This is a genomic window from Streptomyces sp. NPDC008137 (assembly GCF_042957035.1).
Taxonomy (GTDB): Bacteria; Actinomycetota; Actinomycetes; order Streptomycetales; family Streptomycetaceae; genus Streptomyces.
Map to the genome: position 1 here is coordinate 114194 of NZ_JBIBHN010000004.1, position 24059 is coordinate 138252.

Annotated in this window: 23 protein-coding genes and 3 pseudogenes; 10 read left to right on the forward strand and 16 right to left on the reverse strand. The window is 71.8% G+C overall.

The window, feature by feature from the left end; genetic code table 11:
- Nucleotides 1–79 precede the first annotated feature (79 nt).
- The 6 genes from ACFZBT_RS08670 (at nt 80) to ACFZBT_RS08695 (ending at nt 5447) form a co-directional block, all read left to right on the forward strand.
- A complete protein-coding gene (locus tag ACFZBT_RS08670; protein WP_391100128.1) occupies nt 80–685 on the forward strand; it encodes a molybdopterin-dependent oxidoreductase in 606 nt (201 codons plus the stop codon).
- Entirely contained in the window at nt 678–1433 is a 756-nt protein-coding gene (locus tag ACFZBT_RS08675) for an FAD-binding oxidoreductase (protein WP_391100130.1), read from the forward strand. Before ACFZBT_RS08670 ends, ACFZBT_RS08675 begins: the two co-directional genes overlap by 8 nt.
- 189 nt (nt 1434–1622) lie before the next feature.
- A complete protein-coding gene (locus tag ACFZBT_RS08680) occupies nt 1623–2207 on the forward strand; it encodes a hypothetical protein (protein WP_391100133.1) in 585 nt (194 codons plus the stop codon).
- A gap of 113 nt (nt 2208–2320) precedes the next feature.
- The gene (locus tag ACFZBT_RS08685) at nt 2321–3289 is read left to right on the forward strand and encodes an acetylxylan esterase (protein WP_391100134.1); all 969 of its coding nucleotides are present in this window, start codon (nt 2321–2323) and stop codon (nt 3287–3289) included.
- Nucleotides 3290–3401: 112 nt separating this feature from the next.
- Complete coding sequence (locus ACFZBT_RS08690; protein ID WP_391100137.1) at nt 3402–4568, forward strand: serine hydrolase; 1167 nt, start codon at nt 3402–3404, stop codon at nt 4566–4568.
- A 132-nt stretch (nt 4569–4700) separates the two neighbouring features.
- Complete coding sequence (locus ACFZBT_RS08695; RefSeq protein ID WP_391100140.1) at nt 4701–5447, forward strand: GntR family transcriptional regulator; 747 nt, start codon at nt 4701–4703, stop codon at nt 5445–5447.
- Here ACFZBT_RS08695 and ACFZBT_RS08700 read toward each other — a convergent pair.
- On the reverse strand, nt 5444–6169 hold the full coding sequence (locus tag ACFZBT_RS08700) for a methyltransferase domain-containing protein (protein WP_391100142.1): 726 nt from the start codon (nt 6167–6169) through the stop codon (nt 5444–5446). The two genes, ACFZBT_RS08695 and ACFZBT_RS08700, sit on opposite strands and share 4 nt — an antisense overlap.
- Before the next feature lie 4 nt (nt 6170–6173).
- A pseudogene (locus tag ACFZBT_RS08705) lies at nt 6174–6416 on the reverse strand (PadR family transcriptional regulator); the annotation flags it as partial.
- On the opposite strand from ACFZBT_RS08705, the pseudogene ACFZBT_RS08710 reads away from it, so the two are divergent.
- From ACFZBT_RS08710 to ACFZBT_RS08725, 4 genes and pseudogenes are all read left to right on the forward strand, one after another.
- Nucleotides 6413–6703: pseudogene (locus tag ACFZBT_RS08710) on the forward strand (nuclear transport factor 2 family protein); the annotation flags it as partial. The pseudogenes ACFZBT_RS08705 and ACFZBT_RS08710 sit on opposite strands and share 4 nt — an antisense overlap.
- Before the next feature lie 25 nt (nt 6704–6728).
- Entirely contained in the window at nt 6729–7556 is an 828-nt protein-coding gene (locus tag ACFZBT_RS08715; protein ID WP_391100144.1) for a methyltransferase, read from the forward strand.
- A gap of 281 nt (nt 7557–7837) precedes the next feature.
- Nucleotides 7838–8980 (forward strand): transcription termination factor Rho, encoded by a 1143-nt coding sequence (gene rho / locus ACFZBT_RS08720; RefSeq protein WP_391100146.1) that lies wholly within the window; start codon nt 7838–7840, stop codon nt 8978–8980.
- Between the two features lie 142 nt (nt 8981–9122).
- Nucleotides 9123–9935 (forward strand): annotated as a pseudogene (locus tag ACFZBT_RS08725) (D-alanyl-D-alanine carboxypeptidase family protein); the annotation flags it as partial.
- An 83-nt stretch (nt 9936–10018) separates the two neighbouring features.
- Here the strand turns inward: ACFZBT_RS08725 and ACFZBT_RS08730 are convergent.
- From ACFZBT_RS08730 to ACFZBT_RS08795, 14 genes are all read right to left on the reverse strand, one after another.
- The gene (locus ACFZBT_RS08730; RefSeq protein ID WP_391100149.1) at nt 10019–11389 is read right to left on the reverse strand and encodes a glycosyltransferase 87 family protein; all 1371 of its coding nucleotides are present in this window, start codon (nt 11387–11389) and stop codon (nt 10019–10021) included.
- Complete coding sequence (mptB, locus tag ACFZBT_RS08735) at nt 11386–12780, reverse strand: polyprenol phosphomannose-dependent alpha 1,6 mannosyltransferase MptB (RefSeq protein ID WP_391100152.1); 1395 nt, start codon at nt 12778–12780, stop codon at nt 11386–11388. Before mptB ends, ACFZBT_RS08730 begins: the two co-directional genes overlap by 4 nt.
- 115 nt (nt 12781–12895) lie before the next feature.
- Nucleotides 12896–13828: a glutaminase gene (locus ACFZBT_RS08740; protein ID WP_391100155.1), complete on the reverse strand. Its 933-nt coding sequence runs from the start codon at nt 13826–13828 to the stop codon at nt 12896–12898.
- A gap of 42 nt (nt 13829–13870) precedes the next feature.
- Nucleotides 13871–15286, reverse strand: a complete 1416-nt coding sequence (gene aspA, locus ACFZBT_RS08745) for an aspartate ammonia-lyase (RefSeq protein ID WP_391100157.1) — start codon at nt 15284–15286, stop codon at nt 13871–13873.
- A 117-nt stretch (nt 15287–15403) separates the two neighbouring features.
- On the reverse strand, nt 15404–16420 hold the full coding sequence (locus tag ACFZBT_RS08750) for an asparaginase (RefSeq protein ID WP_391100714.1): 1017 nt from the start codon (nt 16418–16420) through the stop codon (nt 15404–15406).
- A gap of 32 nt (nt 16421–16452) precedes the next feature.
- A complete protein-coding gene (locus ACFZBT_RS08755) occupies nt 16453–17895 on the reverse strand; it encodes an amino acid permease (protein ID WP_391100159.1) in 1443 nt (480 codons plus the stop codon).
- A complete protein-coding gene (locus ACFZBT_RS08760; RefSeq protein ID WP_391100716.1) occupies nt 17892–18569 on the reverse strand; it encodes an FCD domain-containing protein in 678 nt (225 codons plus the stop codon). The genes ACFZBT_RS08755 and ACFZBT_RS08760 overlap by 4 nt, the downstream gene beginning before the upstream one ends.
- 177 nt (nt 18570–18746) lie before the next feature.
- A complete protein-coding gene (locus tag ACFZBT_RS08765; RefSeq protein WP_391100161.1) occupies nt 18747–19583 on the reverse strand; it encodes an undecaprenyl-diphosphate phosphatase in 837 nt (278 codons plus the stop codon).
- A gap of 99 nt (nt 19584–19682) precedes the next feature.
- Entirely contained in the window at nt 19683–20030 is a 348-nt protein-coding gene (locus ACFZBT_RS08770; RefSeq protein WP_391100164.1) for a CrcB family protein, read from the reverse strand.
- The gene (locus ACFZBT_RS08775; protein WP_391100166.1) at nt 20027–20407 is read right to left on the reverse strand and encodes a DUF190 domain-containing protein; all 381 of its coding nucleotides are present in this window, start codon (nt 20405–20407) and stop codon (nt 20027–20029) included. The genes ACFZBT_RS08770 and ACFZBT_RS08775 overlap by 4 nt, the downstream gene beginning before the upstream one ends.
- Nucleotides 20404–20865, reverse strand: coding sequence for a fluoride efflux transporter CrcB (gene crcB, locus ACFZBT_RS08780; protein ID WP_391100168.1), 462 nt, complete (start codon nt 20863–20865; stop codon nt 20404–20406). The genes ACFZBT_RS08775 and crcB overlap by 4 nt, the downstream gene beginning before the upstream one ends.
- A gap of 169 nt (nt 20866–21034) precedes the next feature.
- Nucleotides 21035–21994 carry an SMP-30/gluconolactonase/LRE family protein gene (locus ACFZBT_RS08785; protein ID WP_391100171.1) on the reverse strand — a complete coding sequence of 320 codons (960 nt, stop codon included), beginning with the start codon at nt 21992–21994 and terminating at the stop codon, nt 21035–21037.
- Nucleotides 21995–22042: 48 nt separating this feature from the next.
- Nucleotides 22043–22300 (reverse strand): helix-turn-helix domain-containing protein, encoded by a 258-nt coding sequence (locus tag ACFZBT_RS08790; RefSeq protein WP_391100173.1) that lies wholly within the window; start codon nt 22298–22300, stop codon nt 22043–22045.
- 168 nt (nt 22301–22468) lie between these two features.
- The gene (locus ACFZBT_RS08795; protein WP_391100176.1) at nt 22469–24028 is read right to left on the reverse strand and encodes a glycosyl hydrolase 53 family protein; all 1560 of its coding nucleotides are present in this window, start codon (nt 24026–24028) and stop codon (nt 22469–22471) included.
- Between the last annotated feature and the right edge of the window lie 31 nt (nt 24029–24059).

Consider the following 24059-nt stretch of genomic DNA (forward strand, 5'->3'; position numbering starts at 1 on the left):
CACGTACGGTTGAATACGCAATCACTGATCATCCCGGCCCGGCGGGGCACCGTCGGCCCGGTCCGGAGGCAGCCACCCCATGCACATCACCAGAGGCTTCACCGGGCGCCCCCGCGTCGACGACCCCGGTCTGCCGCCCGGTCAGTACGACGCCGGCGACGACTGGCCCGTCCTGTCCGCCGAGGTCACTCCCGACCTGGCCCCCGCCGACTGGACGTTCCGCGTCGACGGCCTGGTGGCCGAGCCCCGCACCTGGGGCTGGGAGGAGGCGCACCGGATGCCGTCGTCGGCGTACGAGGGTGCCATCCACTGCGTGACGAGCTGGTCGAAGTTCGGGGTGCGGTTCTCGGGCGCGTCCCTGGACGCCTTCCTCGATGTGGTCCGGCCCCATGGGTCGGCGACCCATGCCGTCGCCTATGCGCACACCGGCTACACCACGAACCTCCCGCTCGCCGACCTCACCGGCGGGCGCGCCTGGATCGCCTGGGAGTACGACGGCAGGCCGCTCGCCCCCGAGCACGGCGGTCCGGCGCGGCTGCTGGTGCCGCACCTGTACTTCTGGAAGAGCGCCAAGTGGATCGCGGGCCTGCGGATCCTCGACCACGAGGAGCCGGGTTTCTGGGAGGGGAACGGCTATCACGAGCGGGGCAACCCGTGGGAGGAGCAGAGGTACTCCGGTGACTGAGACCTTCGTGCCTCCCACGCGCTTCGCCGTGCCCGGGCGCATCGCCGTGAGCGGGCAGGCCGCCGCCGTGTGGCAGACCGCCACGCTCACGGAGATCCGCCGTGAGACCGCGCGTGCCGCCACCTTCCGGTTCGCCGTACCCGGCTGGCCGGGGCACCTGCCCGGCCAGCACCTGATGGTGCGGCTGACCGCCGAGGACGGCTACACGGCCCAGCGCCACTACTCGATCGCCTCCGCCCCGGACGACTCCGGCCATGTCGAGCTGACCCTGGATCACGTCGACGGGGGCGAGGTCTCGGGCTGGTTCCACACCGTCGCCCGGCCCGGCGACCAGGTCGAGGTACGGGGCCCGGTGAGCGGCTTCTTCGCCTGGCCCGGCGACCGGCCCGCGCTGCTGATCGGCGCCGGCTCCGGTGTCGTACCGCTGATGTCCATGGTCCGGCACCACCGGGCACGGAACCTGACCGTGCCGCTGCGGCTGTTGGTGTCCGCGCGCAGCCCCGAGGAGCTCATCTACGCCCGGGAGTTCGGCGCGGAGACGACACCCGTCTTCACCCGCGCGGCGCCGGAGGGCGTACCGGTGGGACGTATGGCCGCGGCACATGTGGCGCCACTCCTGGCCGAGCATCCGTCCGGTGGGTGGGAGGCCTATGTGTGCGGCTCCAACTCCTTCGCCGAGCATGCTTCGCGGCTGCTCGTGACGGCCGGTCAGCCGGTGGACCGCGTTCGCATCGAGCGTTTCGGCTGATCCCGGGAGCGGAGTGACGGCCCGGCGCCGCCGCCGTGTGCTCCGTACCGGAGCCACGACGAGCGATCGATGCGCGTCGGAGGGGGTACCCGGTCCGTACGCGCAGGCGTGGCATGACGCGGAGGGAGCGGCACCGCCACTGTACGGCCGGCCCGGCCCTCCGGTCGCGGTGACGGTGAGGAGGTCGACATGCGAATCCGGGTGCGCGGCTGGCGCTGGCGGCGCAGTCCGCTGCGGCGCCGGTCCGATGTCGTCGAGGCGTGGACGGTGCTGGTGGTCGCCGTCCTGCTGCTCGTGGGCGCGCCTCTGGCGGGAGTGGCGGCGGCCTCGTGGGCCCATGACGAGGCGACGTCGCTATCGGCGGAGCAGCGCGCCGAGCGGCACCGTGTCCGTGCCGAGGTGGTCGGCGGGAAGGGCGAACCGCTGCCGACGGCGGAGGCCGGCGGACAGCACGCGTTCCGCGCGACCGTGCGCTGGACGGAGCCGGGCGAGGGGACGCGCACGGCGACGGCACGGGTCCCGGCGGGCACCCGGCAGGGCGAGGTCGCGGACGTCTGGTTCGACTCCCGGGGGCGGAACGTTCCCCCGCCGGTGCACGGCACCGCGGTCTGGCAGCACACCGTCACCATCGGCGCATGTGCCGCGGGCGGTGCGGTGCTCGTGGTGCTTCTCGGCCATTTCGCCGTCCGCCGGGTGGCGCTGCGCCGCAGGCTCGCCGAGTGGGACCGGGCGTGGGCCCGTACGGAACCGCAGTGGACGCACCGCCGCGCGTGACGGACCCCGGTGTGCGGCAGCAGGACAAAATGCCTGGCGAGTCCGCCGACCGCCCCCTTAGTGTGATCATCCGCTCTGTCTCCGCAGCTGTTCCTCACCCAAGGCGGTCCTGCATGGCCCTGTTCGACCTTCCTCTCGATGAACTCCGCGAGTACCGCAGCGCCTCCCCCGAGCCCGAGGACTTCGACGCGTTCTGGTCCAAGACGCTCCAGGAGGCCCGTCAGCACGAGCTGGACGCCCGCTTCGAACCGGTCGACACGGGCCTTTCCACCGTGCAGGTGTTCGACGTGACGTTCGCCGGTTTCGGTGGTCACCCGGTCAAGGGCTGGCTGACGCTGCCGGCCGGGGCGGACGGACCGCTGCCGCTGGTCGTGGAGTTCATCGGCTACGGCGGAGGACGCGGACTGCCGCACGAGCACCTGCTGTGGGCGTCCTCGGGCCGGGCGCACTTCGTGATGGACACCCGCGGGCAGGGCAGCGCCTGGGGCGCGGGCGGCGGCACGGCGGATCCGGTGGGCGGCGCGCCGGCCTTCCCGGGCTTCATGACGCGCGGTATCGACGCGCCGGAGAACTACTACTACCGCCGGGTGTTCACGGACGCCGTGCGGGCCGTGGAGGCGGCCCGTTCGCACCCCCTCACCGACGCCACGCGCACGGTGGCCGTCGGCGCCAGCCAGGGCGGCGGCATCACGATCGCGGTGGGGGGCCTGGTCCCCGACCTGGCGGCCATCGCGCCGGACGTGCCGTTCCTGTGCGACTATCCGCGCGCGGCGACACTCACGGACCGGCACCCGTACCGGGAGATCGGCCTGTACCTCAAGACGCACCGCGGTCGCGCCGCGGACGCCCTGCGCACGCTCTCCTACTTCGACGCCGTCCACTTCGCCGCCCGCGGCCGGGCGCCCGCGCTCTTCTCGGCGGCTCTGGAGGACCAGACCTGCCCGCCCTCGACGGTCTTCGCGGCCTTCAACGCCTGGAGCCACCAGGACAAGGAGATCGAGGTGTACGACTTCAACGACCACGAGGGCGGCGGCCCCTTCCAGGAGGCGGCCAAGCTGCGCTGGATGCGCTCCTACATCTGATCCGGCCGTTCACCGCCGACGGGCTTCCACACGGTCCCGACCAGTCGGTACGTTCTTCGCGCCCGGGCCGCTCCACGGCGGCCCGGCCCCGAGACGGTCGGCGGAGGGGCTCATGTCCGAGAACGAGACACAGGTGCGCGGGCGCTGCGACGCGCGGTTCACGGCGGTACGCAGGGCGTTCGAGGAGAACTTCCGGGAGCGGGACGAGCTGGGCGCCGCGGTGGCCGTCACCGTCGGCGGCGCGACGGTGGTGGAGCTGTGGGGCGGCTGGGCCGACGCGGAGCGCTCCCGGCCGTGGGAGCGGGACACGCTCGTCAATGTGTGGTCCACGACCAAGGGCCCGGTGGCGCTGTGCGCGCACATCCTCGCCGACCGGGGGCTGCTGGACCTCGACGCGCCGGTCGCCGAGTACTGGCCCGAGTTCGCGGCGGCGGGCAAGGAGAAGGTCCTCGTACGGCACCTGCTGTCCCACCGGGCCGGTCTGGCCGGGCTGCGCGAACCGCACTCGCTGGAGCAGCTCTGCGACTGGGAGCTGACCACGCAACGGCTCGCGGCGGCACAGCCCTGGTGGGAACCGGGAACCCGGTCCGGCTATCACGCGCTCACCTACGGCCATCTGGTCGGCGAGGTCGTACGGCGGGTCTCGGGGCTGCGCCCCGGGGCTTTCCTGGAGCGCGAGGTGACCGCGCCGCTGGGGATCGACTTCCGTATCGGCCTGCTGACGCAGGACTCCGGCCGGGTGGCCGAGCTGGTCCAGCCGCCGGCGGCGGCGAGCAGTGAACAGGCCGCTGTCTTCGCCCAGTTGGCACCGGCGGCGATCGCGGCGCTGACGAACCCACCGGTGTCCGCCGCCGGGGCCGGGACCCCCGAATGGCGGGCCGCCGAGATTCCCGCGGCGAACGGGCACGGCACCGCGCTCGCGGTCGCCGAGCTCTACGGCGTCTTCGCGGGGCGCGGGTCGTACGGAGACCACCGCGTCCTGTCCCCCGAGGCGGCCGAGCGGGTGCGCGAGGGGCAGGGCAGCTGCCGGGACCTGGTGCTCGGCGCCGGGTTCGAGAACGAGACGGAGGTGGGGCTCGGGCTGTGGCTCAGCGGCTCCAACGGCTCCTACGGGCCCAACCCGCGCGCTTTCGGTCACGACGGCTTCGGCGGCTCCTGCGGGCTGGCCGACCCTGAGGCGGAGGTGTCCCTCGGGTACGTGATGAACCGTATGGGGCCCCATATCGCGGACGACCCGCGGAAGACAGCACTGGTCGACGCCCTGTACAGCGCGCTGTGACGGCGGGCTCGGGCGGTCCGGTTTCGGCCGAACCGCCCGGCCGCCCTTCCGGTCTGGTTTAGACCAATGCTAGATCTGATGGCGCACCGAGCCCGTACCACTACCGCACGTCACCACCAGGAGGCGCGGCACATGGCCCGCACCACCCCGCACGACCACCCTCCGGCCGAGGAAGAACCTCTGTACCGGCGGATCGCCACGCAGGTACTCGGCGAACTGCGCGACGGCACCGTCCCGCCCGGTGAACGACTACCGGGCGAACGGCGGCTGGCCGAGCACTTCGGGGTCAGCCGGGAGACCGTACGACAGGCACTGGAACTGCTGCGCCGGGACGGTCTGGTCACCACCGACCGGCGCGGCAGCCACGCCACGCTGCCCGGTCTGCCGGTGGAGACCCCGGCCTCGCTCGCCTTCCCCGTCGGCGCGGCGGCCGCCACCCCTGGCACGGTCGCCCGCGCCACCGTCACCTGGGAGCCGCCCCCGCCGGACCACGCCGAAGCGCTGGGGCTGGCCCCGGGCCGGCCCACCCTCGTCCACACCTACCGGTCCGCGACCGCCGACGGACGCGGACTGCGGACCGCCGTGACGTCCTTCTCGGCCGTGGCACTCGCGGAAGTGGAAGAGCTGGCCCGCTACCGGAACCGGGCCGACGGCACGGCGACCGCCCATCTGCTCCGGGCCTACGACTGGATGCGCCGGGCCGGTCTGACCCTGCATCACCGCGACGCCATCACCCGCCTCGCGAGCACGCCGTCGGTGCGGGTCACCCGGCAGGTACACGACCAGTACGCGCGCCCGCTGGAGATCACCGACCTGCTCGTGGACGCCCAGAAGGACGCGCTGGTCTACGAGTTCACGCTGCCGGGCCGGGAAGGCTAGACCGGCAGCCGGGCCACGACGAGCCGCACCCGCGGACTGCCGTCCCGTCGCGCTCCGAACTCCGGCAGGGCGTGGAGGTCCACCCGGAAGCCGGCGCGTGCCAGCTCGCGCCGTACGTCCCCGAAGCGGAACGCGCGGTAGTACATGACGAACGGCGGCCGCCACAGCGCGTTGCGCACCCGCATCACGGCGTCGAAGCCGAGCAGCGTCCAGTAGCCGAGCGAGCCCGGGCGGGGCGGGGCGACCAGCGGGAACGCGAAGCAGCCGCCCGGCCGCAGCACCGAGCGGACCTGCGCGAACAGTCCTGGCAGCTCACGCGGCAGAAAGTGCCCGAAGGCCCCGAAGCTGACCACCAGGTCGAAGGCGGGAGCGAAGGGCAGGGCGCGGGCGTCCGCCCTGACCCAGGAGACCGGCGCCCCCTCGGGCCGGACCCGCTCCCGTGCGACGTCGAGCATGCCGGCGCTGAAGTCGACGCCGGTGACCCGCTCCCGGCACACCCCCGCCAGCACGCCGACGCCCGCGCCGGTGCCGCAGCACAGGTCGAGGCCGGTGCCGAAGGGACCCAGGCGCCGCAGTGCCGAACCGACGGCGTCGAGGACCGCTTCGGGTGTCCGGAAGGGGGTGTGGTCGAACTTCGGAGCGAGGAGGTCGTAGCCGCGCTCGACGGAGGACAGCGCCTGGACGGCGAGTTCGCGCAGCGTGGGACCTTCGGGGCTGAACATCGCCTCAGCCTAGGGGAGCTCGCCGCTCGATGACCCTGAGTACGCGTTCACACCAGCGGAGGTTCTCCTCCTCGAAGCCGATGCCGCCCATCAGGGTGAGGTACGGGCCGACGCGGTCGGCCTCCCGCAGGTACTCCTCCTCACTGCGGCCGGCCAGGAGGCGTTCGCGGACGCGCCGGTAGCGGACGAGCCTGCCGCGGGACCAGGCCTCGCGCTCCTCGACGAGCGCGCGGGTGGCCTCGGGGTCCGGCGATCACGGCGGCGATCCCGCGCGCCGTCGCCGGCGTCTTCCAGGACTTCCGCTACGTGCGCGAGATCAACGACACGGACGGCCGTGACCACGCCCTCGTCTTCAGCGCGCGGGTCGGCGACCGGGAGATCAGCGGCTGCCACTTCATCCATGTCGACGAGAACGGGCTGATCGACGAATTCACCGTGATGGTGCGTCCGTTGTCGGGGGCGCAGGCGCTCGCGGCGGCCATGGGCGCACAGTTCGAGCGGATCACCGAGGAGGCGCGAGCACGCTCGGTGTGAGCGACTCGTCTGGTTGGATGGCCTCATGACGTCCGCCGAGCACGACGCGCTGATGCGGGCCAACCAGGCCAACTGGGACGCTCGCACGCCCGTCCATCTCGCCAGCCGCTTCTACGGCCTCGACCAGGACCTCGACCCCGAGCGCTGGTTCGCCCCCTTCGAGTGGGAGGACCTCGGCGAGCTGGCCGGGCGTGACCTGCTGCACCTGCAGTGCCATCTCGGCACGGAGACGATCGCCTTCGCCCGGCGCGGAGCCCGTGTTGTCGGCCTCGACTTCTCCGAGGCGTCGGTGGCGGCGGCGAACGGCATCGCCGCGAAGGCCGGGGCGGACGTGACGTACGTACAGGCGAACGTGTACGACGCCGTCGAAGCCCTGGACGGGCGGCGGTTCGACGTCGTCTACACCGGCAAGGGCGCCCTGTGCTACCTGCCCGACCTGGACCGATGGGCGGAAGTCATCGGCCGGCTGCTGCGGCCCGGCGGCCGGTTGTACATCGTCGAGTTCCATCCCCTGCTCAACTCCCTCGGCCCGAAGCCCGCTCCGGGCGAGGGCCCCGAGCTGCTCCTGCGCCATGACTACCTGAGCGGCGGCGGTCCGGTGCGCCGGGACGCGACCCGCACCTACACGGACGGCCCGGCCGTCGAGGGCGCCACGGACAGTTACGAGTGGATGCACGGAATGGGCGAGGTCGTCAACGCGTTGACCGGAGCGGGACTCACCGTGCGGCGGCTGCGGGAGGGCGACGAACTTCCCTGGCCGCGCTGGCCGCAGATGGTCCGTACGGAGTCCGGCTGGTGGCGGTTGCCCGAGCCGCGGATCCCGCTGCTGTACGGGCTGCTGGCCGGCCGCTGAGGCGGACAAGACGTATTCCACTCCCCCGGCATCGCGTCCGGTGGTAGAGTGCGAACAGCACTCGTGCACGCCCCTTCTCGGGCGCCGGTGCCAGTTCATTTTTTTCTCTTTCTCATTTCACCTTCCAGCACCACCTCGCTGAGCGGGACGTTCTTCGTCGTAGCCACGGTGCTGTGCGGTTCTCACCGCCCGGAGGCGTGCCCAGGGCCCCCTCCCTTCGCGGTTCTCTCCCCTTCCCTTCGCACGTCCCATGCCTTCCGTCCGTGAAAGGACACACCACCATGACCACCACGCTCGACAACCCACCCGTCCAGCTGCAGGCCCAGACCCAGACCGCGACCGGCGTCCTCGACATCGACGCGGCCGGGAAGGGGCGTCTGCGCGACGAGGGCCTCCTGCCCACACCCGCCGACCCCGCGGTCTCCCCCGCGCTGATCCGGCGGTACGGCCTGCGCAAGGGCGACCTCGTCGAGGGCCTGCGCGGCGACCGTCGCGGCCTGACCGACGTCGTACGGGTCGACGGCCGCGAGCCGGGCGAAGTGCGCGGCCGGCGTCACTTCCGGGACCTGACACCGCTGCATCCGCACGAGCGGCTGCGTCTGGAGCACCCGGCCGCCGGACTGACCGGACGGGTCGTCGACCTGATCGCGCCGGTCGGCAAGGGCCAGCGCGGGCTCCTCGTGGCCCCGCCCAAGACCGGCAAGACCGTCATCCTGCAGCAGCTCGCGGCCGCCGTGGCAGGCAACCATCCAGGGAGCCGGCTGATGGTGCTGCTGCTCGACGAGCGACCCGAGGAGGTCACGGACATGCGGCGCGGTGTGCGGGGCGAGGTGTATGCCTCGACCTTCGACCGCAGCGCCAAGCAGCACATCGCGCTCGCCGAACTCGTGATCGAACGGGCCAAGCGGCTCGTCGAGGCCGGTGAGGACGTCGTCGTCCTCCTCGACTCGCTGACCCGGCTGTGCCGGGCCCACAACAACGCGGCCGCGTCCGGTGGCCGCATCCTCACCGGGGGCGTCGACGCGTCCGCACTGACCGGCCCCAAGCGGTTCTTCGGCGCCGCCCGGGCCGCCGAGGAGGGCGGCTCCCTCACGATCCTCGCCACCGCCCTGGTGGAGACCGGCTCGCGGGCCGACGACTTCTACTTCGAAGAGCTGAAGAGCACCGGCAACATGGAGCTGCGCCTGAGCCGCGACCCGGCGTCCCGCCGTGTGTTCCCGGCCGTCGACATCACCCCCTCCGGCACCCGCCGCGAGGAACTTCTGCTGGCCCCGGCCGAGTTGCAGGCCACGCACGGCCTGCGGCAGGTACTGCGGGGCCGGGACGGCCAGGGCGGCCTGGAGACCCTCCTGGAGCGGATGCGCGAGACACCGGACAACGCGACGTTCCTGCGGCGCGTCCAGCCGACCCTGCCCTCGGGCTGACGGACCTTACCCCGGCCACCCCGTTCGGGGACGCCAGCGGTGTGGCATCCGGGTGCTCGCGGACGCTGTTCGGCCCGGTCGTCACCGTGCAGAGCACATCCGTTTCTACGTTAATCATATGATCCTCGGACTCTCTTTCCGGATGGCCGTGTCGGCCGGTGTGCTCTGTGCCGTGGGGCTCCTGGCGGTGGTGCCCGCCGCGGCGGATGTCTCCGGCAGGGCGGAGCCCAGTGCGCCGGCCGGGCCGAGGGCGGCGGCCCCGCACCCCTCGCTGCTGCACCGCCCCGGCACCCATGTCCGCCCTCGTGCCGGGGTGCCCCGTCTCCCGGAGGTCTCCGCCCTGTCGTGGGTGGTGGCCGACGCCCGCAGCGGCGAGGTGCTCGCCGCCCACAACGCGCACCGCAGGCTGCCCCCGGCCAGCACCCTGAAGACCCTGTTCGCCCTCACGGTGCTGCCCGCGCTGCCGGGGCGCGTCCGGCACACGGTCCGTGCGGAGGAACTCCGGGGCATCGGTGCCGGCAGCAGCCTCGTCGGGGTCGCGGAGGGCCGTACCTACCGGGTCGCCGACCTCTGGCGCGGTGTCTTCCTCAACTCCGGCAACGACGCCGTGCACGTCCTGGCCGAGATGAACGGCGGCTGGCGGGCCACGGCCCGGCGGATGCAGGCCGAGGCCCGCTCCCTGGGCGCCCACGACACGCGCGTGCTGTCGCCGGACGGCTACGACACACCGGGCCAGGTGTCGTCGGCGTTCGACCTGGCGATCTTCGGCCGGGTGGGGCTGCGCAACCCGGACTTCGCCCGGTACTGCGCCACGGTCGAGGCCAGATTCCCGGGCGGCGGCGGGTGGTCGTACGCCATCCGCAACACCAACCGGCTGCTGAGCGGCACCCGTGGGGTGAGGCCGTACCGGGGGCTGATCGGCATCAAGAACGGCTACACCAGCAAGGCGGGCAGCACGCTCGTCGCGGCGGCGCGCCGGGGCGGGCGCACCCTCGTCGTGACGGTGATGAACCCTCAGCAGGGCGGCGGGGCCGCCGTCTACGAGGAGGCACGCTCGCTGCTCGACTGGGGGTTCCGGTCAGCCGCGAGGGTCGAACCGGTGGGCTCGCTCGAGACCTCGCGGCGGTCCTCCGCCCGGCCGGGAGCGACGACGCTGCCCGCTGCCGCCGCGGCAGTGCCGGAGGAATCCGCCTCCGCCTGGACCGAGGCGAGCCTGATCGTGGGTGCCGTCGGGCTGGGCGCGGCGGTCGTGGTGCTGGTGCTGCGGCTCCCGGTCCGCCGGTCGGAAGGGAGTTGACCGACCGGCAGCCACAGCAGCAGGCCCAGGGTGATCCAGGCGTAGGTGTTGCTGCCCAGGAACCCGTCGACGCCGGAGGCGTCGTCGAACCACAGCCACACCACGCTGGTGCACAGCACCGCGTACAGGGCGCCCGCGATCCGCGGGTGCCCGGAGCGGACCAGCACGGCGAACGACGGCAGCAGCCACACCAGATGGTGCACCCAGGTGATCGGGCTGACGAGACAGGCGGCGAGGCCGGTCAGGGCGAACGCGGCCGTCCAGTCCTCCGCGGCGACCGCCCGCCGCGCCCGCAGCGACCACACGCCGAGGATCAGCAGCACCGCCACCGCCCACACCGCCCGGTCCGGTTCACCGAGCCGGGCCAGGATGCCCTGCACCGACTGGTTCGAGACATAGCCGAGACGTCCGATGCGGCTGGTGTCCCACAGCGCGTCGGTCCAGTAGAAGCGCGAGGCGTCGGCGTCGCCCCAGGCCGCGAGGGCCGTGGCCCCGAGGGCGACGGCAGTGGCGAGAGCCGCCGCGCGCCACCGCCGGGCCACCAGCAGCAGTCCGATGAACAGTGCGGGCGTGAGCTTGATCGCGGCCGCGAGCCCGATGCCGACGCCCGCCCAGCGTCCGCATCCGCGTCCGCCGGCGAGCAGCGCCGCGTCGGTGAGCACGAGGGCCAGCAGGAGCAGATTGACCTGCCCGAAGCTGAAGGTGTCGCGCAGCGGTTCGAACAGTGCGAGCAGGCAGGCGATCAGGGCCCAGCCGTACCAGCCGTGGCGCCGCCATCCGGGTCCGCTGAGCAGGCGCAGGATCACGGCCAGGGCCGCCAGGTTGAGCAGCAGGGCGGCGGCGATCGCGGTGCGCAGATCCAGGAGGGCCATCGGCAGCATGGCGACCGCGGCGAACGGCGGGTAGGTGAAGCCGTACGCCGTACCGGGCACCCGGTAGTCGTAGATCCGGCCGCCGTGATGAACCCAGGTGTCGATGCTGCCGTAGTAGACGCGCAGGTCGAACCAGTCGCGCAGCAGGGGCACGGTGGCGGTGAAGACGGTGACCACCGTGGCGAGGGCGAGCAGGAGCAGCAGTCGTCCGCGGTCGGTGCGCGGCAGGCCCGGGGTCATGCCGCGCGCCCCGGCGCCGGGGCGAGTTCGGCCTGGTGGGCCTGCCACAGCACGACCACCGCGAGCGCGCCGCCGCAGGCGGCGAGGACGAGTTGCCCCGTGTCCGCCGCGCCGCCGCTGGGCAGGACGCAGAGCGCGAGCACACCGGTCACGGCCACCATGCGGTGGCGTACGGAGGTGCTGGGCGTGGCGGCGGCGACGAGGAACAGGCCCCACAGGGCGTACCAGGGGCGGATCGCCGGGCCGAGGGCGGCCACCGCGGCGAGGCTCAGGCCCAGCGCGTAGACCGGTCGTGGGCGCAGCCGGAGCCATATCAGCACGATCGCGACCACCGCCGCCACGATGCCGAGCGCGTGCCAGGCGGGGATCGCCAGGGGCGCGAGATCGCTGCCCAGGTGTTCCAGCAGGGCACCGGTGGCTCGGCCGAGGAGGGTGGTCAGGGCCCAGTTCTGGGGTGAGACGGGGGTGTTCAGGGCGCCGATCCAGCCGTATCCGGTGCCGGCCGCGGCCGTGGCGGCGACGGTCGTCCCCGCGGCGGCGACGACGGTGGTCAGGACCGCCTTCGCCGGACTGCGGCCCGCGCGGACCTGGAGGACGACTACCGCGGCCAGGCCGAGTAGGGCGGGCGCCTTGACCAGAGCGGCGAGCGTGACGAGGACGGCGCCGAGGACCGGCCACCGGCCGAGGGCCGCCACCAGGCCGACGCCGAGCAGGCCGAGCATGACGGCGTCGTTGTGGGCGCCCGCGACCAGATGCAGCAGGACGAGCGGGTTGAGGGCGCCCAGCCAGAGCGCGGCGGACGGGTCGGTGCCGCTGTGGCGGGCGAGCCGGGGCAGCGCGGCCACCATGAGGGCCACGCCGGCGAGCGCGACGAGCCGCATCCCGAACAGCCCGGCGGGCAGCTCACCTCTCGTCAGTCCGGACAGGGCAGCCGCGACGGCGAGGAACACCGGCCCGTACGGGGCTCCGGTGTGCTGCCAGAGCGGGGCGACCTCGTCGGCGAGCGGGCCGCCGAACCGGGACGGCCCGTGCGCGTAGACGTCCATGTGCGCGTCGACCATCGCCCCCTGGGCGAGGTAGCTGTAGACGTCCCGGCTGAACAGCGGCGGGGCGAGCAGCAACGGTGCCGCCCAGACGGCGAGGACGAGCAGCAGGGCACGGGGAGTGGGCGGCCGCGGCCCGCGCACCAGCCGGCCCAGCAGCGCCCAGGCCGCGATCAGCAGGACGACGCCGAAGTAGACACCGACCAGACCGAGGGCCGCGCCGGCGGAGGCCGGGTGGAGGAGGTCCCGTACGGGCAGGGCGCCGGCCGTCTCACCGCCCGCCGCGAGGAAGGCGGTACCGGCCAGACCGAGTATCTGGCAGCGGCGGAGATCGACGGGGAAAGCCATGGCCAACACTCAGTCAGGGTGTCGACGTCGGGTGGCCGGAAGTTGACGCGGTCTGCTCCGGGAGGAAGCGGCGGCGTGACCGGCCGGTGCCCCTGAGGGGCGCGGGACACCGCCTTCAGAAGACGGAGAGGCCGGTCAGTGTCGTGAATCGGTCGAGTGCCGCCACGCCCGCCACGGAATTGCCCCGTTCGTCCAGGCCCGGGCTCCACACGCACAGCGTGCAGCGGCCCGGGACGACGGCGATGATGCCGCCGCCCACGCCGCTCTTGCCGGGCAGCCCGACGCGGTAGGCGAAGTCGCCCGCCGCGTCGTACGTGCCGCAGGTCAGCATGATCGCGTTGATCTGCTTGGCCTGGCTGCGGGTGAGCAGCCGGGTGCCGTCGGCGCGGACGCCGTGGCGGGCCAGGAAGGTCGTGGCGAGTGCCAGGTCGGCGCAGGACGCGGTGACCGAGCACTGCCGGAAGTACTCGTCGAGCAGGACCGGCACCGGGTTGTCGATGTTGCCGTATGCGGCCATGAAGTGGCCGAGGGCGGCGTTCCGGTCGCCGTGCGCCGTCTCGGAGGCGGCGACCTCCTCGTCGAAGGCCAGGCCGGGGTTGCCGCTCTCCGCCCGGAGGAACGCCAGCAGTTCGCCCGAGGCGTCGCCGGTACGGGTATGCAGCCGGTCGGTGACGACGAGGGCGCCCGCGTTGATGAACGGGTTGCGCGGGATGCCGTTCTCGTACTCCAGCTGGACCAGGGAGTTGAAGGGGTTGCCGGAGGGCTCGCGGCCCACGTGCTCCCACAGGGCGTCGCCCTCGCGGGCCAGGTCGAGGGCGAGGGTGAAGACCTTGGTGAGGGACTGCGCGGAGAACGGCTCCCGCCAGTCCCCCACGCCGTACACCGTGCCGTCGGGTTCGGCGACGGCCATGCCGAACCGGCGCGGGTCGCGGGCCGCGAGCGCCGGGATGTAGTCGGCGGGCCGGCCGCGGCCGGGGGTCCGCTCGATCTCCTCGGCGATGCGCTCCAGGACCGGCTGGAAGGTCGTCGGCGGTGTCATGATCACCATTCTCCCTCGGTGCCGGTCCCGGTGCGCTCGGCAGGCCCTGGGTCAGGCCGTCGGAGCCGGGCCGCTGCCCGCCAGGATTTCCGGACGCAGCAGCCCGGCGAGGGTCTCGGCGGGCAGGAGGCCCTTCTCCAGGACGAGTTCGGCCACGCCCCGGCCGGAGACGAGGGCCTCCTTGGCGATGTCGGTGGCGGCGGTGTAGCCGATGTGCGGGTTGAGGGCGGTGACCAGGCCGATGGAGTTCTCGACGGTGGCGCGCAGCGCCTCGGTGTTGGCGGTGATGCCGGCCACGCAGCGTTCGGCGAGGGTGAGGCAGGCCGCGCGCAGATGGGTGATGGACTCCGACAGGGAGTGCAGGATGATCGGCTCGAAGGCGTTGAGCTGGAGCTGCCCGGCCTCGGCGGCCATGGTGATGGTGACGTCGTTGCCGATCACCTCGAAGGCGACCTGGTTGACGACCTCGGGGATCACCGGGTTGACCTTGCCGGGCATGATCGACGAGCCGGCCTGCACCGGCGGCAGGTTGATCTCGTTGAGACCGGCGCGCGGACCGGAGGACAGCAGCCGCAGGTCGTTGCAGCTCTTGGAGAGCTTGACCGCGATGCGCTTGAGCACGCCCGACATCTGGACGAAGGCGCCGCAGTCCTGGGTCGCCTCGACCAGGTTGGCGGCGGTCACCAGCGGCAGGCCTGTGATGGCGGCGAGGTGGCGCCGGGCCGACTCCGCGTATCCGGCGGGGGCGTTGAGGCCGGTGCCGATCGCCGTGGCGCCGAGGTTGATCTCATGGATCAACTCGACGGCCTCGGCAAGACGGGACCGGTCCTCGTCAATCATGACGGCGTATGCGGAGAACTCCTGGCCGAGCGTCATCGGCACCGCGTCCTGCAACTGTGTACGGCCCATCTTGAGCACGTCGTGGAACTCGACGGCCTTGCCGGCGAACGTGTCCTGAAGGACGGCCATCGCCGAGAGCAGCCCGCGCACCGCGAACACCGTCGCGATCTTGACGGCGGTCGGGTAGACGTCGTTGGTGGACTGGCCGAGGTTGACGTCCTCGTTCGGGTGCAGGTACTGGTACTCGCCCTTGGCGTGGCCCAGCAGTTCCAGCGCCCGGTTCGCCACGACCTCGTTGGCGTTCATGTTGGTGGACGTGCCGGCGCCGCCCTGGACGACGTCGACCACGAACTGGTCGTGCAGCTCTCCGTCGCGTATCTCGCGGCAGGCGGCGACGATGGCGGCGGCCTTCTTCGACTCCAGCAGACCGAGTTCCTCGTTGGCGAGGGCGGCGGCTTCCTTGACGGCGGCCAAGGCCTCGATCAGGTGGGGGTAGGAGGAGATGGGCATACCCGTGATGGGGAAGTTCTCCGTGGCGCGCAGGGTGTGGACACCCCAGTAGGCGTCGGCGGGAACATCACGGTCGCCGAGCAGATCGTGTTCGGAGCGGGTGGCGGCGGCGGTCATGAGAGTTCTTTCTGAGGTGAGGGATGTGCGACTACAGGGGCGCGGGGAACTGCGCGATCAACCACAACCAGCCCGCGGACCGGCTACCACCCGCAGTCCCCCATCGGTTCGGCGCGGTTACACGCACGCCGTGGACGGAACCGGATCCAGTGCACGCACCGGCCGCACACACCCCACCGGTTCACCGCCGCCGAGCAGCGGCTCACCCGCGAACTCTGTGAGCAGCTCCGGGTCGACACCCGCCCGGGCCAACGCGGCGGCGGCCACGGGGATCCGCGCCCGATTCGCACCGTCGGCGATCTTCACCGCCACGGCCCGCCCGTCCGCCAGCGCAGCGACCTGCACGCCCTCGAAGCCGTCCTTCGTGAGCAGCCCGGGCACGGCCCGCATCAGCGCGGCGACGTCCCGGCCGGAGCCGGAGGCCATCTCGGCGTGTTCGCGCATCGCGTCGGCCACCCGGGCCTCGGGCGTGCCGGGAGCCGCGGTGGTGATACGGGCGGTGGCGCGGGCGAGGCCGTGCAGGGAGACGGAGAACAGGGGCGCGCCGCAGCCGTCGACGGTCACCCGGGCGATGCGCTGCCCGGTGAGGTCCTCGACGATCTCGGCGATGGCCTGCTGGAGCGGATGGCCCGGGTCGAGGTAGTCCTCCAGGGACCAGCCGTTGAGCATGCAGGTGTAGAGCATGGCCGCGTGCTTGCCGGAGCAGTTCTGCGCGAGCCGTGAGGGCATCCGGCCCTCACGCACCCACGCGTCCCGCACGACCGGGTCGAACGGCAGGTCCGGGACGTTGCGCAGCTGGCCCTCGGTGAGCCCGGCGAGTTCGAGGATGCGCCGGGAGCCGGCAAGGTGGCGTTCCTCGCCGGAATGGCTGGCCGCGGTCAGCGACAGCAGCTCGCCATCGAGCGGGAGCCCGGCCCGCGCCATGGCCACGGCCTGGAGGGGCTTGAGCGCGGAGCGCGGGTAGAAGGCCGCCTCGATGTCGCCGAGCTGGAGCTGTACCTGTCCGTCGGCGCCGAGGACGACGACGGAGCCGTAGTGGATGCCTTCGACGATGCCACCGCGGATGAGGTGGGCGACGGGGGCGTGGACGGGTTCGCGGACAAGGGGTGCGTCCGCTGGGGAACTGCTGTACATCACTGCCTGTTTCTCGGGGAGCGGCGCGTCGGTCACGCGTCGGTTCCGGTGGTGGACTTGGCGGCGACACGGCCGCGGATACCGAACCATCCGACGACCAGTGCCCCGACGATCAGCGGCAGGCACAGCACGGTAGTGCGTCCCGCGCCGCCGTCGGCGTACATGAGGACCAGGACGGAGGCGAGGAACGCCAGCGTCACGATCTCGGTCCAGGGGGAGCCCGGGAGCCGGTAGTCCGGGCGGGCCAGCTCGCCCTTCTGGGTCTTCTGCCAGAAGAGGAGGTGACAGATCATGATCAGGCCCCAGGTGGCGAGGATGCCGATCGCGGCGAAGTTCAGCACGATCTCGAACGCCTCGGCGGGCACGACGAAGTTGAGGCCGACACCCAGTACACAGATGCCGCTGGTGAGCAGGATGCCGCCGTAGGGGACCTGGCTGCGGCTCATCACGGCGGTGAACCTGGGCGCGGATCCGGCCATGGCCATGGAGCGCAGGATGCGGCCGGTGGAGTAGAGGCCGGAGTTGAGGGAGGACATCGCGGCGGTGAGGACGACGAGGTTCATCACGTCGCCGGCGGCCGGGATGCCGATGTTGCCCAGCACGGTCACGAAGGGGCTCTCGCCGGCGGTGTACTTGTTCCACGGCAGCAGCATCGACAGCAGGACGACCGAGCCGACGTAGAACAGGCCGACGCGCCACATGATCGAGTTGATCGCCTTGGGCATGATCTTCTCGGGGTTCTCGGTCTCACCGGCGGCGACGCCGACCAGCTCGACGGAGGCGTAGGCGAAGACGACGCCCTGGATGATCAGCAGCATGGGCAGCAGGCCGTTGGGGAAGACGCCGCCGCTGTCGCCGATGAGGGACGGGCCGGGGCTGTGGCCGTCGACGGGGTGCTGGGTGACCAGCAGGAAGATGCCGATGCACATGAAGAGGACGAGCGCGCCGACCTTGATGATCGCGAACCAGAACTCCAGCTCACCGAAGATCTTCACCGAGATCAGGTTCACGGTGAGGACGACGGCCAGCGCTATGAGTGCGATCACCCACTGCGGTATGTCGGAGAACATGCCCCAGTAGTGGGTGTAGGTGGCGACGGCGGTGATGTCGGCGATGCCGGTGGTCGCCCAGTTGAGGAAGTACATCCAGCCCGCGGTGTAGGCACCCTTCTCCCCCATGAACTCACGGGCGTACGACACGAAGGCGCCGGAGGAGGGCCGGTACAGCACGAGTTCGCCGAGGGCGCGCACGACGAGGAAGGCGAAGAGGCCGCAGACCGCGTAGGCGATGAAGAGGGAGGGCCCGGCGTCGGCGAGGCGGCCGCCGGCGCCGAGGAAGAGGCCGGTGCCGATGGCTCCGCCGATGGCGATCATGTTGACGTGCCGGGACTTCAGCGACTTGCTGTAGCCCTCGTCTCCGGCGTCGACATGGCCGGAACGTTTCTGCACGCCTTCGTGCAGGGATTGCTCGCTCACGCCTCGGTTCCGCCTTCCATGGGGGTGTCCGTGCGCGGGGGACGCACGATGTCGGTGAGGGTGGTCTCGACGCGGTCGAGGTGGTGGGCCATGGCCTCCACCGCGTCGTTCTCGGAACCGTCGATCAGCGCCTCGACGATGGCCCGGTGCTCACGGTTGGACTGCTCGCGGCGCCCGCCCAACTGGTTGAGGAAGGCGGACTGGCGGGCCAGCGCGTCCCGGATCTCCTCGATGACCCGGCGGAAGACCGGGTTCTGGGCGGCCTCGGCCACGGCGAGATGGAACAGCGTGTCCATGGCGACCCACGCGGTGGTGTCCGTCTCCTTTTCCATCCGGTCCAGGATGTGGGCCAGGTGGTCGAGGTTCTCCGGGGTACGGCGCCGGGCCGCATACCCTGCGACCGGGATCTCGACGTGGCGGCGCACCTCCAGCAGGTCGCTCGCCGAGTAGTCGCCGAAGGTGGGGTCCTCGACGGTACTGGCGACGACGAAGGTGCCCTTTCCGGTCCTGGAAACGGTCAGGCCCATGGTCTGCAGGGCCCGCAGGGCCTCGCGCAGCACGGGCCGGGAGACCTCCAGGGTGCGGCACAGCTCCGCCTCGGAGGGGAGCTTGTCGCCGATGGCGTACTCGCCCCGCTCGATGGCGCCCCGCAGGTGCGCCAGCACCGCTTCCATGGCACTGACGCGACGCAGGGGCTGTCCGGCTGTCCGGCTGTCTGACAGGTTCACGGGAGTGATACTCCGGGCGACGGCAGGCGCTGTCAAGAGGGCGCCCCCAAAGGGGCGCGGGGGAACTGCGCGACGAGCCACGATGGCGCCGCAGACAGACGCCGGCGCCTCTCGGCAGAACTCTCAACTGTGCAGGACACCCGTTCCGAGCAGCCCGAACAGCAGTACTCCCACCACGATCCGGTAGACCACGAACGCGTTGAAGGAGTGCTTCGCGACGAATTTCAGCAGCCAGGCGATGGAGGCGTACGCCACGACGAAGGACACCAGCGTGCCGGCCGCGAGCGGGGCGGCGCCCACCCCCGTGCCCAAGGCGTCCTTGAGCTCGTAGAGGCCGGCACCGGTCAGGGCGGGGATACCCAGGAAGAAGGAGAGCCTGGTGGCGGCGACCCGGTCCAGGTCGAGGATCAGCGCGGTGGACATGGTGGCGCCGGAGCGGGAGAAACCGGGGAAGAGCAGGGCGAGGATCTGGGAGCTGCCGACGAGCATGGCGTCCTTGAAGGAGGTGTCGTCCTCGCCGCGCTTGTGGCGGCCCAGCTGGTCCGCGGCCCACATCACCCCGCTGCCGGCGATCAGCGAGCCGGCCACCACCCACAGTGAGGCGAGCGGGCCCTGGATGAGCGGCTTGGCGGCGAGTCCGACGAGGACGATCGGGATGGTCGCGTAGATGACCCACCAGGCGAATTTGTAGTCGTGGTGGTAGCGCTCCTCGCGGTCGCGCAGGCCCCGCCACCAGGCGGAGAGGATCCGCACGATGTCCTTGAAGAAGTACACGAGCACCGCGGCGATCGCGCCGACCTGGATGACGGCCGAGAACCCGACCACGGCGTGGTCGTCGACGGGGATGCCCATGAGCCCCTCGACGATCTTCAGATGGCCGGTGGAGGAGACGGGCAGGAACTCGGTCACCCCCTCGACGGCTCCGAGGACGACGGCCTGACCGACGCTGATGACGCTCATGGGATCCAGTTCTGCTCGGGGGAAGCGGGAGCGGAGAGGACCGTCTTACTACACGCGGGCGAGAACGGATCTCATCCACGCGGGTCGTCCGCGCGCGGTTCACACACGCGTGAGCGCGGCCCCCGCGACCGCCGCCCCGAGACCGGCCGCCACACTCGCCCCCACATTGACGGCGGCCTGCAGGCGGGCCCCCGTCTCCGCCAGCCGCAGCGTCTCGTAGGAGAACGTCGAGTACGTCGTCAGGGCCCCGCACAGACCGGTGCCGAGCAGCAGCTGGAGGTGCGAGGCGGCACCGGTGAGCAGGCCGAGGACCAGGCAGCCGGAGACGTTCACCATGAGGGTGCCCCAGGGGAAGACGGAGTCGTGCCGGGACTGCACCGCGCGGTCGGTGAGATAGCGCAGCGGAGCGCCGACCATCGCGCCCCCGACGACCAGCAGCCAGTTCACAACGACTTCTTACCCTTCGATTCGGTTTCGCCCGGGAGGTCGTCGCGGCCCAGGTAGCGGATGACCTGGCAGTCGTCGAGGGTGACCAGTCCCTCGGTGACCAGCTCGTCGAGCTGGGGCAGGAAGGTCCGCACGCGCGGCTCGGTGTCGACGATCACGACGGCTACCGGCAGGTCCTCGCTCAGGGACAGCAGCCGCGAGGTGTGGATCAGGGAGGATGCGCCGAAGCCCTCCACGCCGCGGAAGACGCTGGCGCCCGCGAGGCCCGCCGCATGGGCCCGGTGGACGATCTCCGAGTACAGGGGCCGGTGATGCCAGGTGTCGTTCTCGCCGACGAAGACGGTCAGGCGCAGCGCCCTTCCGGTAAGTCTCGTCATGACTGCCTCCGGTTCAGGACACGGCGGGCCCCCCAGGCCGCGAGCCACACCACTGTCAGCGCCGCGAGCGGTGTCGCGGCAAGGTAGACCAGGCCGGTGCCTGCACGGCCGCCGTCGACCAGCTTCTGGATGTCGACGGCGTACGTCGAGAAGGTAGTGAACCCGCCGAGAACGCCGGTGCCGAAGAAGGGGCGCACGAGGCGGTGAGCGGTCCGGATCTCGGTGACGGCCACCATGAACACGCCGATCACGGCGCAGCCGGCGACGTTGACCCAGAAGGTCGTCCAGGGGAAGCCGCCCGGGTGCGCGGGCCACCACAGGGACGCCGCGTACCTGGCGGCCGCCCCCGCTCCCCCGCCGAGCGCCACCACCATGACGACGGGGGCCTGGGCGCGCCAGGCGGGCGGACGCGGGGCGGCGGGCAGGCTGCCGAGGCTTTCCGCATCGGGGGTGATCATGGGCGTACATCTCCTACTCGCCGGGGCCCGGGGTCGTGCGGGCGCGTGCCGTCGCAAGTAGGGACCGTTGGCGGCGTCCTCGCCGCGGTTCTGGTACGGCGGGCCCCACCGCCGCGCCGCGAGCGGTGCCGCGGCCGGGGATCAGACTAACCCCGGATTCGGGACGGGGTCATTTCGAGGCGGGCGGCTCGCAGATCGCCACGCCCGGTTCCCAGAGGCTGCCCAGCACCAGGTGCCCGTCCGCTTCGCACACGCTGGTGACCATGCGGTAGCCGGAGCGGCGGCGGGTGAGGTGGTGGAGGACGCGGCCCTGGTCGTCGAAGGCCAGCACGGCGATCGTGCCGGTGGGGTGGAACGGGGCGTGTACGGCCACGCGGGCGGCGGCGCGGCGCACCGCGGGCGCGCCGCGGTGGAGCAGGTCGAGGGGCGGGACACGGGGTCCGGCCAGCGCGACCCAGACCGGTCCGTCGGGGGCGCCGCGCCAGAGGTTGTCGGGCATGCCCGGGAGGTTCTCGGCGAAGGGCGCGCTGCGTCCGGCCCCGGGACCGGTGAGCCAGTGCCGGACGAGCCGGCGGGCACCGGTCTCGGCGACGACGAGGAAGGACTCGTCGGCGCCGACGGCGATCCCGTTGGCGAACTGCAGGCCGTCCAGCACCACCTCGGGGGTGTCGTCGCCCGGAGCCAGGCGCAGCAGCCGTCCCGTCCCGATGTGCTCGACGATGTCGCCGATCCAGTGCTCCAGGGGGTGGCGGCGGCTGGAGACGGTGAAGTAGACGGTGCCGTCGGAGAGGGACACGGCGTTGCTGCAGAACCGCAGCGGCTCCCCCGCCACCGAGTCGGCGAGGATGCGGACCGTGCCGTCGCCGGTGTCGACGCGCAGCAGGCCCCGTTCGGCGTCGCACACCAGCAGGTCGCCGTCCGGGAGGAGTTCGAGCCCCAGCGGTCTGCCGCCGGTCTCGGCGATCACCTCGGTACGGGCCGTGACCGGGTCGGCCAGACCGTCCAGGCGCAGGATGCGGCCGTCCGCCACGCCGGTCAGTACCCGGCCGCGCGGGTCGGCGACCACGTCCTCGGGGCCGTGGCCCATCGCGATGTAGTGGCGTGGGACGAGTGCCGTGGGACGGTTCATGGTGCGCGCGTCCTTCGCAGTCGGGTGGATGCCGCCGTACCGGGTCGCCTACCAGCCCTTCTCAAACATGCGGGCGACCTCGGCGATCCGTACCTCGTCGCGGTGGTAGTGCACACGGCCCCCGGGCCGGCTGGTGCGCAGCATGCCGGTGGCTTCGAGCAGCCGGAGGTGGGTGACGGCGACCGGGCGGGGCAGCGAGAACTCCTCGGCGACGGCGTCCGCGGTGACCCCGCCCGCGGCGGGTCCGGGTTCCTTCAGCCAGGCCAGGATGCGCAGCCGTGTCTCGTCCGTGGGAGTCCTCAGCATGTCGTGCCCCTGCCTCGCGGCTCTCGCCCTCTCACCGCGTTTCTTCCCACTGTCTCGCAGCCCAAGCCGCCGCGTACGGCAGTCGGCATCGTTGACCGATACCGAACTGCCGTACGTCCTGGCCAAGTTCGGGCTGGTTTCCCAGGCGTCGCCGTCGGCCCCGTGAGGTCAGCGGTGGCGGAACCAGGACATCGACGAGAGTGCCCGGTCGTCGTAGCCGAACAGCGCCTGGTTCTCCCAGCCGTTGCCGGAAGAGGCGTCGGTCGGGTCCCAGCCGTTGCCTCCCACCGCGGTCCAGGTGGCCTCCCAGTAGAAGATGCCGAGGCCCCGGCCGTTCGGGACGGCCTCCACGATGCTCGCCATGTCGTTCATCCACCGGGTCTGGCCGGACACGCTCGCGGGATAGCCGGGGACCAGCTCGCCGGTGAGGTCGATGATGTTCTCGTGCGCGTCCTCGCTGTCCAGGCGGAACGGGTAGGCGGTCTCGGCGACGTACACCGGCTTGCCGTAGCGGGAGGCCGCGTCGTCGAGGGTCGTCTGGAAGTCGGCCAGGGTGCCGTGCCAGTAGCCGTAGTACGACAGGCCGATCGCGTCGAACCTCACGCCGTTGGAGCGCGCGCTGTCGAACCACCAGCGGGTGCCCTCCAGATCACCGCCCTCGGCGAGGTGCAGGGCGACCGTGGTGGACGAGTTGACCGCCTTGACGGCGTCGTAGCCGGAGTTGAGCAGACCGGACAGCTGCGTCCAGTTGGAGGTGGAGCCCTCGGTCCACAGCATGCCGCCGTTGATCTCATTGCCCACCTGGACCATGTCGGCGGTGGTGCCCTGCGCCTTCAAGGCGTTCAACACGTCGTACGTGTGGTTGTACACGTCCGTCCTGAGTTGACCGTACGAGTGGCCGGCCCAGGCGGCGGGCTTGTCCTGGCGGCCGGGGTCGGCCCAGAAGTCCGAGTAGTGGAAGTCGACCAGCAGCTTCATGCCCTGCGCCTTGACGCGCTTGGCCATGGCCAGGACTCGTGCCTTGTTGTTGTAGCCGTCGGCCGGGTTCACCCACACCTTGAGGCGCGCGTAGTTCATGCCGGCCGACTTGAGGACGGCAAGGGCGTCGCCGGCCGTTCCGGAGCCGGTGCGGTAGACGCCGCCCTTGGCCTCGCTCTTAGCCAGGGACGAGATGTCGGCGCCTTTGATCGAGGTACCGGACGTGCCCGAGGTGAAGGTCAGGTCGTCAACATTGATCCAGTTGCCGGCGTTCGCGTCACTGTTGATGCTGATGGTGCATTGGTTGCCGGTCACCTTGACCGGCACGACGATCCGGATCCATCCACTGGCCGAGACCGGCAGATCGGTGCGCTGTTCGGCGCCGCCGCAGTTCTTCAGCGCTATGTACGCGGACTTCTGTCCGCCGCCGGAGCGGACCCAGGCCGTGAGCTTGTAGCTGCCGTTGGTGAGTCCGGACAGGTACTGATAGGTCTCCGCCTTGTAGGCGGTGGAGGCCCAGTGGCTCAGGCGGTGGCTGCCGCCGTGGCCGCCGGACTCGACGAACGAGGCGCCGGTGTCGCCGTACTCGGACCAGCCGCTCGGCGTGGCGGCGCCCGAACCGTCGCTCTCGAAGCCTCCGTTGGTGAGGGTGCTCGCGGCGTGGGCGGTCTGCGCGGGCAGGGCGCTGAGGGCGAGTCCTGCGGCGAGCGGCAGCAGCAGGGCTCTGAGCGTGCGTCTGGGATGGAACATCGTCGTCCGTCGTCCCTTCGACGTCGGGGAT

What these genes read in the sequence shown, in the direction of transcription:
- rho (WP_391100146.1), top strand. Translation starts at nt 7,838, where the DNA reads ATGACCACCACGCTCGACAACCCACCCGTCCAGCTGCAGGCCCAGACC.
- ACFZBT_RS08775 (WP_391100166.1), bottom strand. Translation starts at nt 20,407, where the DNA reads ATGACGAGACTTACCGGAAGGGCGCTGCGCCTGACCGTCTTCGTCGGC.
- ACFZBT_RS08690 (WP_391100137.1), top strand. Translation starts at nt 3,402, where the DNA reads ATGTCCGAGAACGAGACACAGGTGCGCGGGCGCTGCGACGCGCGGTTC.
- ACFZBT_RS08700 (WP_391100142.1), bottom strand. Translation starts at nt 6,169, where the DNA reads ATGTTCAGCCCCGAAGGTCCCACGCTGCGCGAACTCGCCGTCCAGGCG.
- aspA (WP_391100157.1), bottom strand. Translation starts at nt 15,286, where the DNA reads ATGACCGCCGCCGCCACCCGCTCCGAACACGATCTGCTCGGCGACCGT.
- ACFZBT_RS08760 (WP_391100716.1), bottom strand. Translation starts at nt 18,569, where the DNA reads ATGGAAGCGGTGCTGGCGCACCTGCGGGGCGCCATCGAGCGGGGCGAG.
- ACFZBT_RS08795 (WP_391100176.1), bottom strand. Translation starts at nt 24,028, where the DNA reads ATGTTCCATCCCAGACGCACGCTCAGAGCCCTGCTGCTGCCGCTCGCC.
- ACFZBT_RS08680 (WP_391100133.1), top strand. Translation starts at nt 1,623, where the DNA reads ATGCGAATCCGGGTGCGCGGCTGGCGCTGGCGGCGCAGTCCGCTGCGG.
- ACFZBT_RS08740 (WP_391100155.1), bottom strand. Translation starts at nt 13,828, where the DNA reads ATGGTGATCATGACACCGCCGACGACCTTCCAGCCGGTCCTGGAGCGC.
- ACFZBT_RS08715 (WP_391100144.1), top strand. Translation starts at nt 6,729, where the DNA reads ATGACGTCCGCCGAGCACGACGCGCTGATGCGGGCCAACCAGGCCAAC.
- ACFZBT_RS08790 (WP_391100173.1), bottom strand. Translation starts at nt 22,300, where the DNA reads ATGCTGAGGACTCCCACGGACGAGACACGGCTGCGCATCCTGGCCTGG.
- mptB (WP_391100152.1), bottom strand. Translation starts at nt 12,780, where the DNA reads ATGGCTTTCCCCGTCGATCTCCGCCGCTGCCAGATACTCGGTCTGGCC.
- ACFZBT_RS08695 (WP_391100140.1), top strand. Translation starts at nt 4,701, where the DNA reads ATGGCCCGCACCACCCCGCACGACCACCCTCCGGCCGAGGAAGAACCT.
- ACFZBT_RS08685 (WP_391100134.1), top strand. Translation starts at nt 2,321, where the DNA reads ATGGCCCTGTTCGACCTTCCTCTCGATGAACTCCGCGAGTACCGCAGC.
- ACFZBT_RS08730 (WP_391100149.1), bottom strand. Translation starts at nt 11,389, where the DNA reads ATGACCCCGGGCCTGCCGCGCACCGACCGCGGACGACTGCTGCTCCTG.
- ACFZBT_RS08765 (WP_391100161.1), bottom strand. Translation starts at nt 19,583, where the DNA reads ATGAGCGTCATCAGCGTCGGTCAGGCCGTCGTCCTCGGAGCCGTCGAG.
- ACFZBT_RS08785 (WP_391100171.1), bottom strand. Translation starts at nt 21,994, where the DNA reads ATGAACCGTCCCACGGCACTCGTCCCACGCCACTACATCGCGATGGGC.
- ACFZBT_RS08670 (WP_391100128.1), top strand. Translation starts at nt 80, where the DNA reads ATGCACATCACCAGAGGCTTCACCGGGCGCCCCCGCGTCGACGACCCC.
- crcB (WP_391100168.1), bottom strand. Translation starts at nt 20,865, where the DNA reads ATGATCACCCCCGATGCGGAAAGCCTCGGCAGCCTGCCCGCCGCCCCG.
- ACFZBT_RS08750 (WP_391100714.1), bottom strand. Translation starts at nt 16,420, where the DNA reads ATGTACAGCAGTTCCCCAGCGGACGCACCCCTTGTCCGCGAACCCGTC.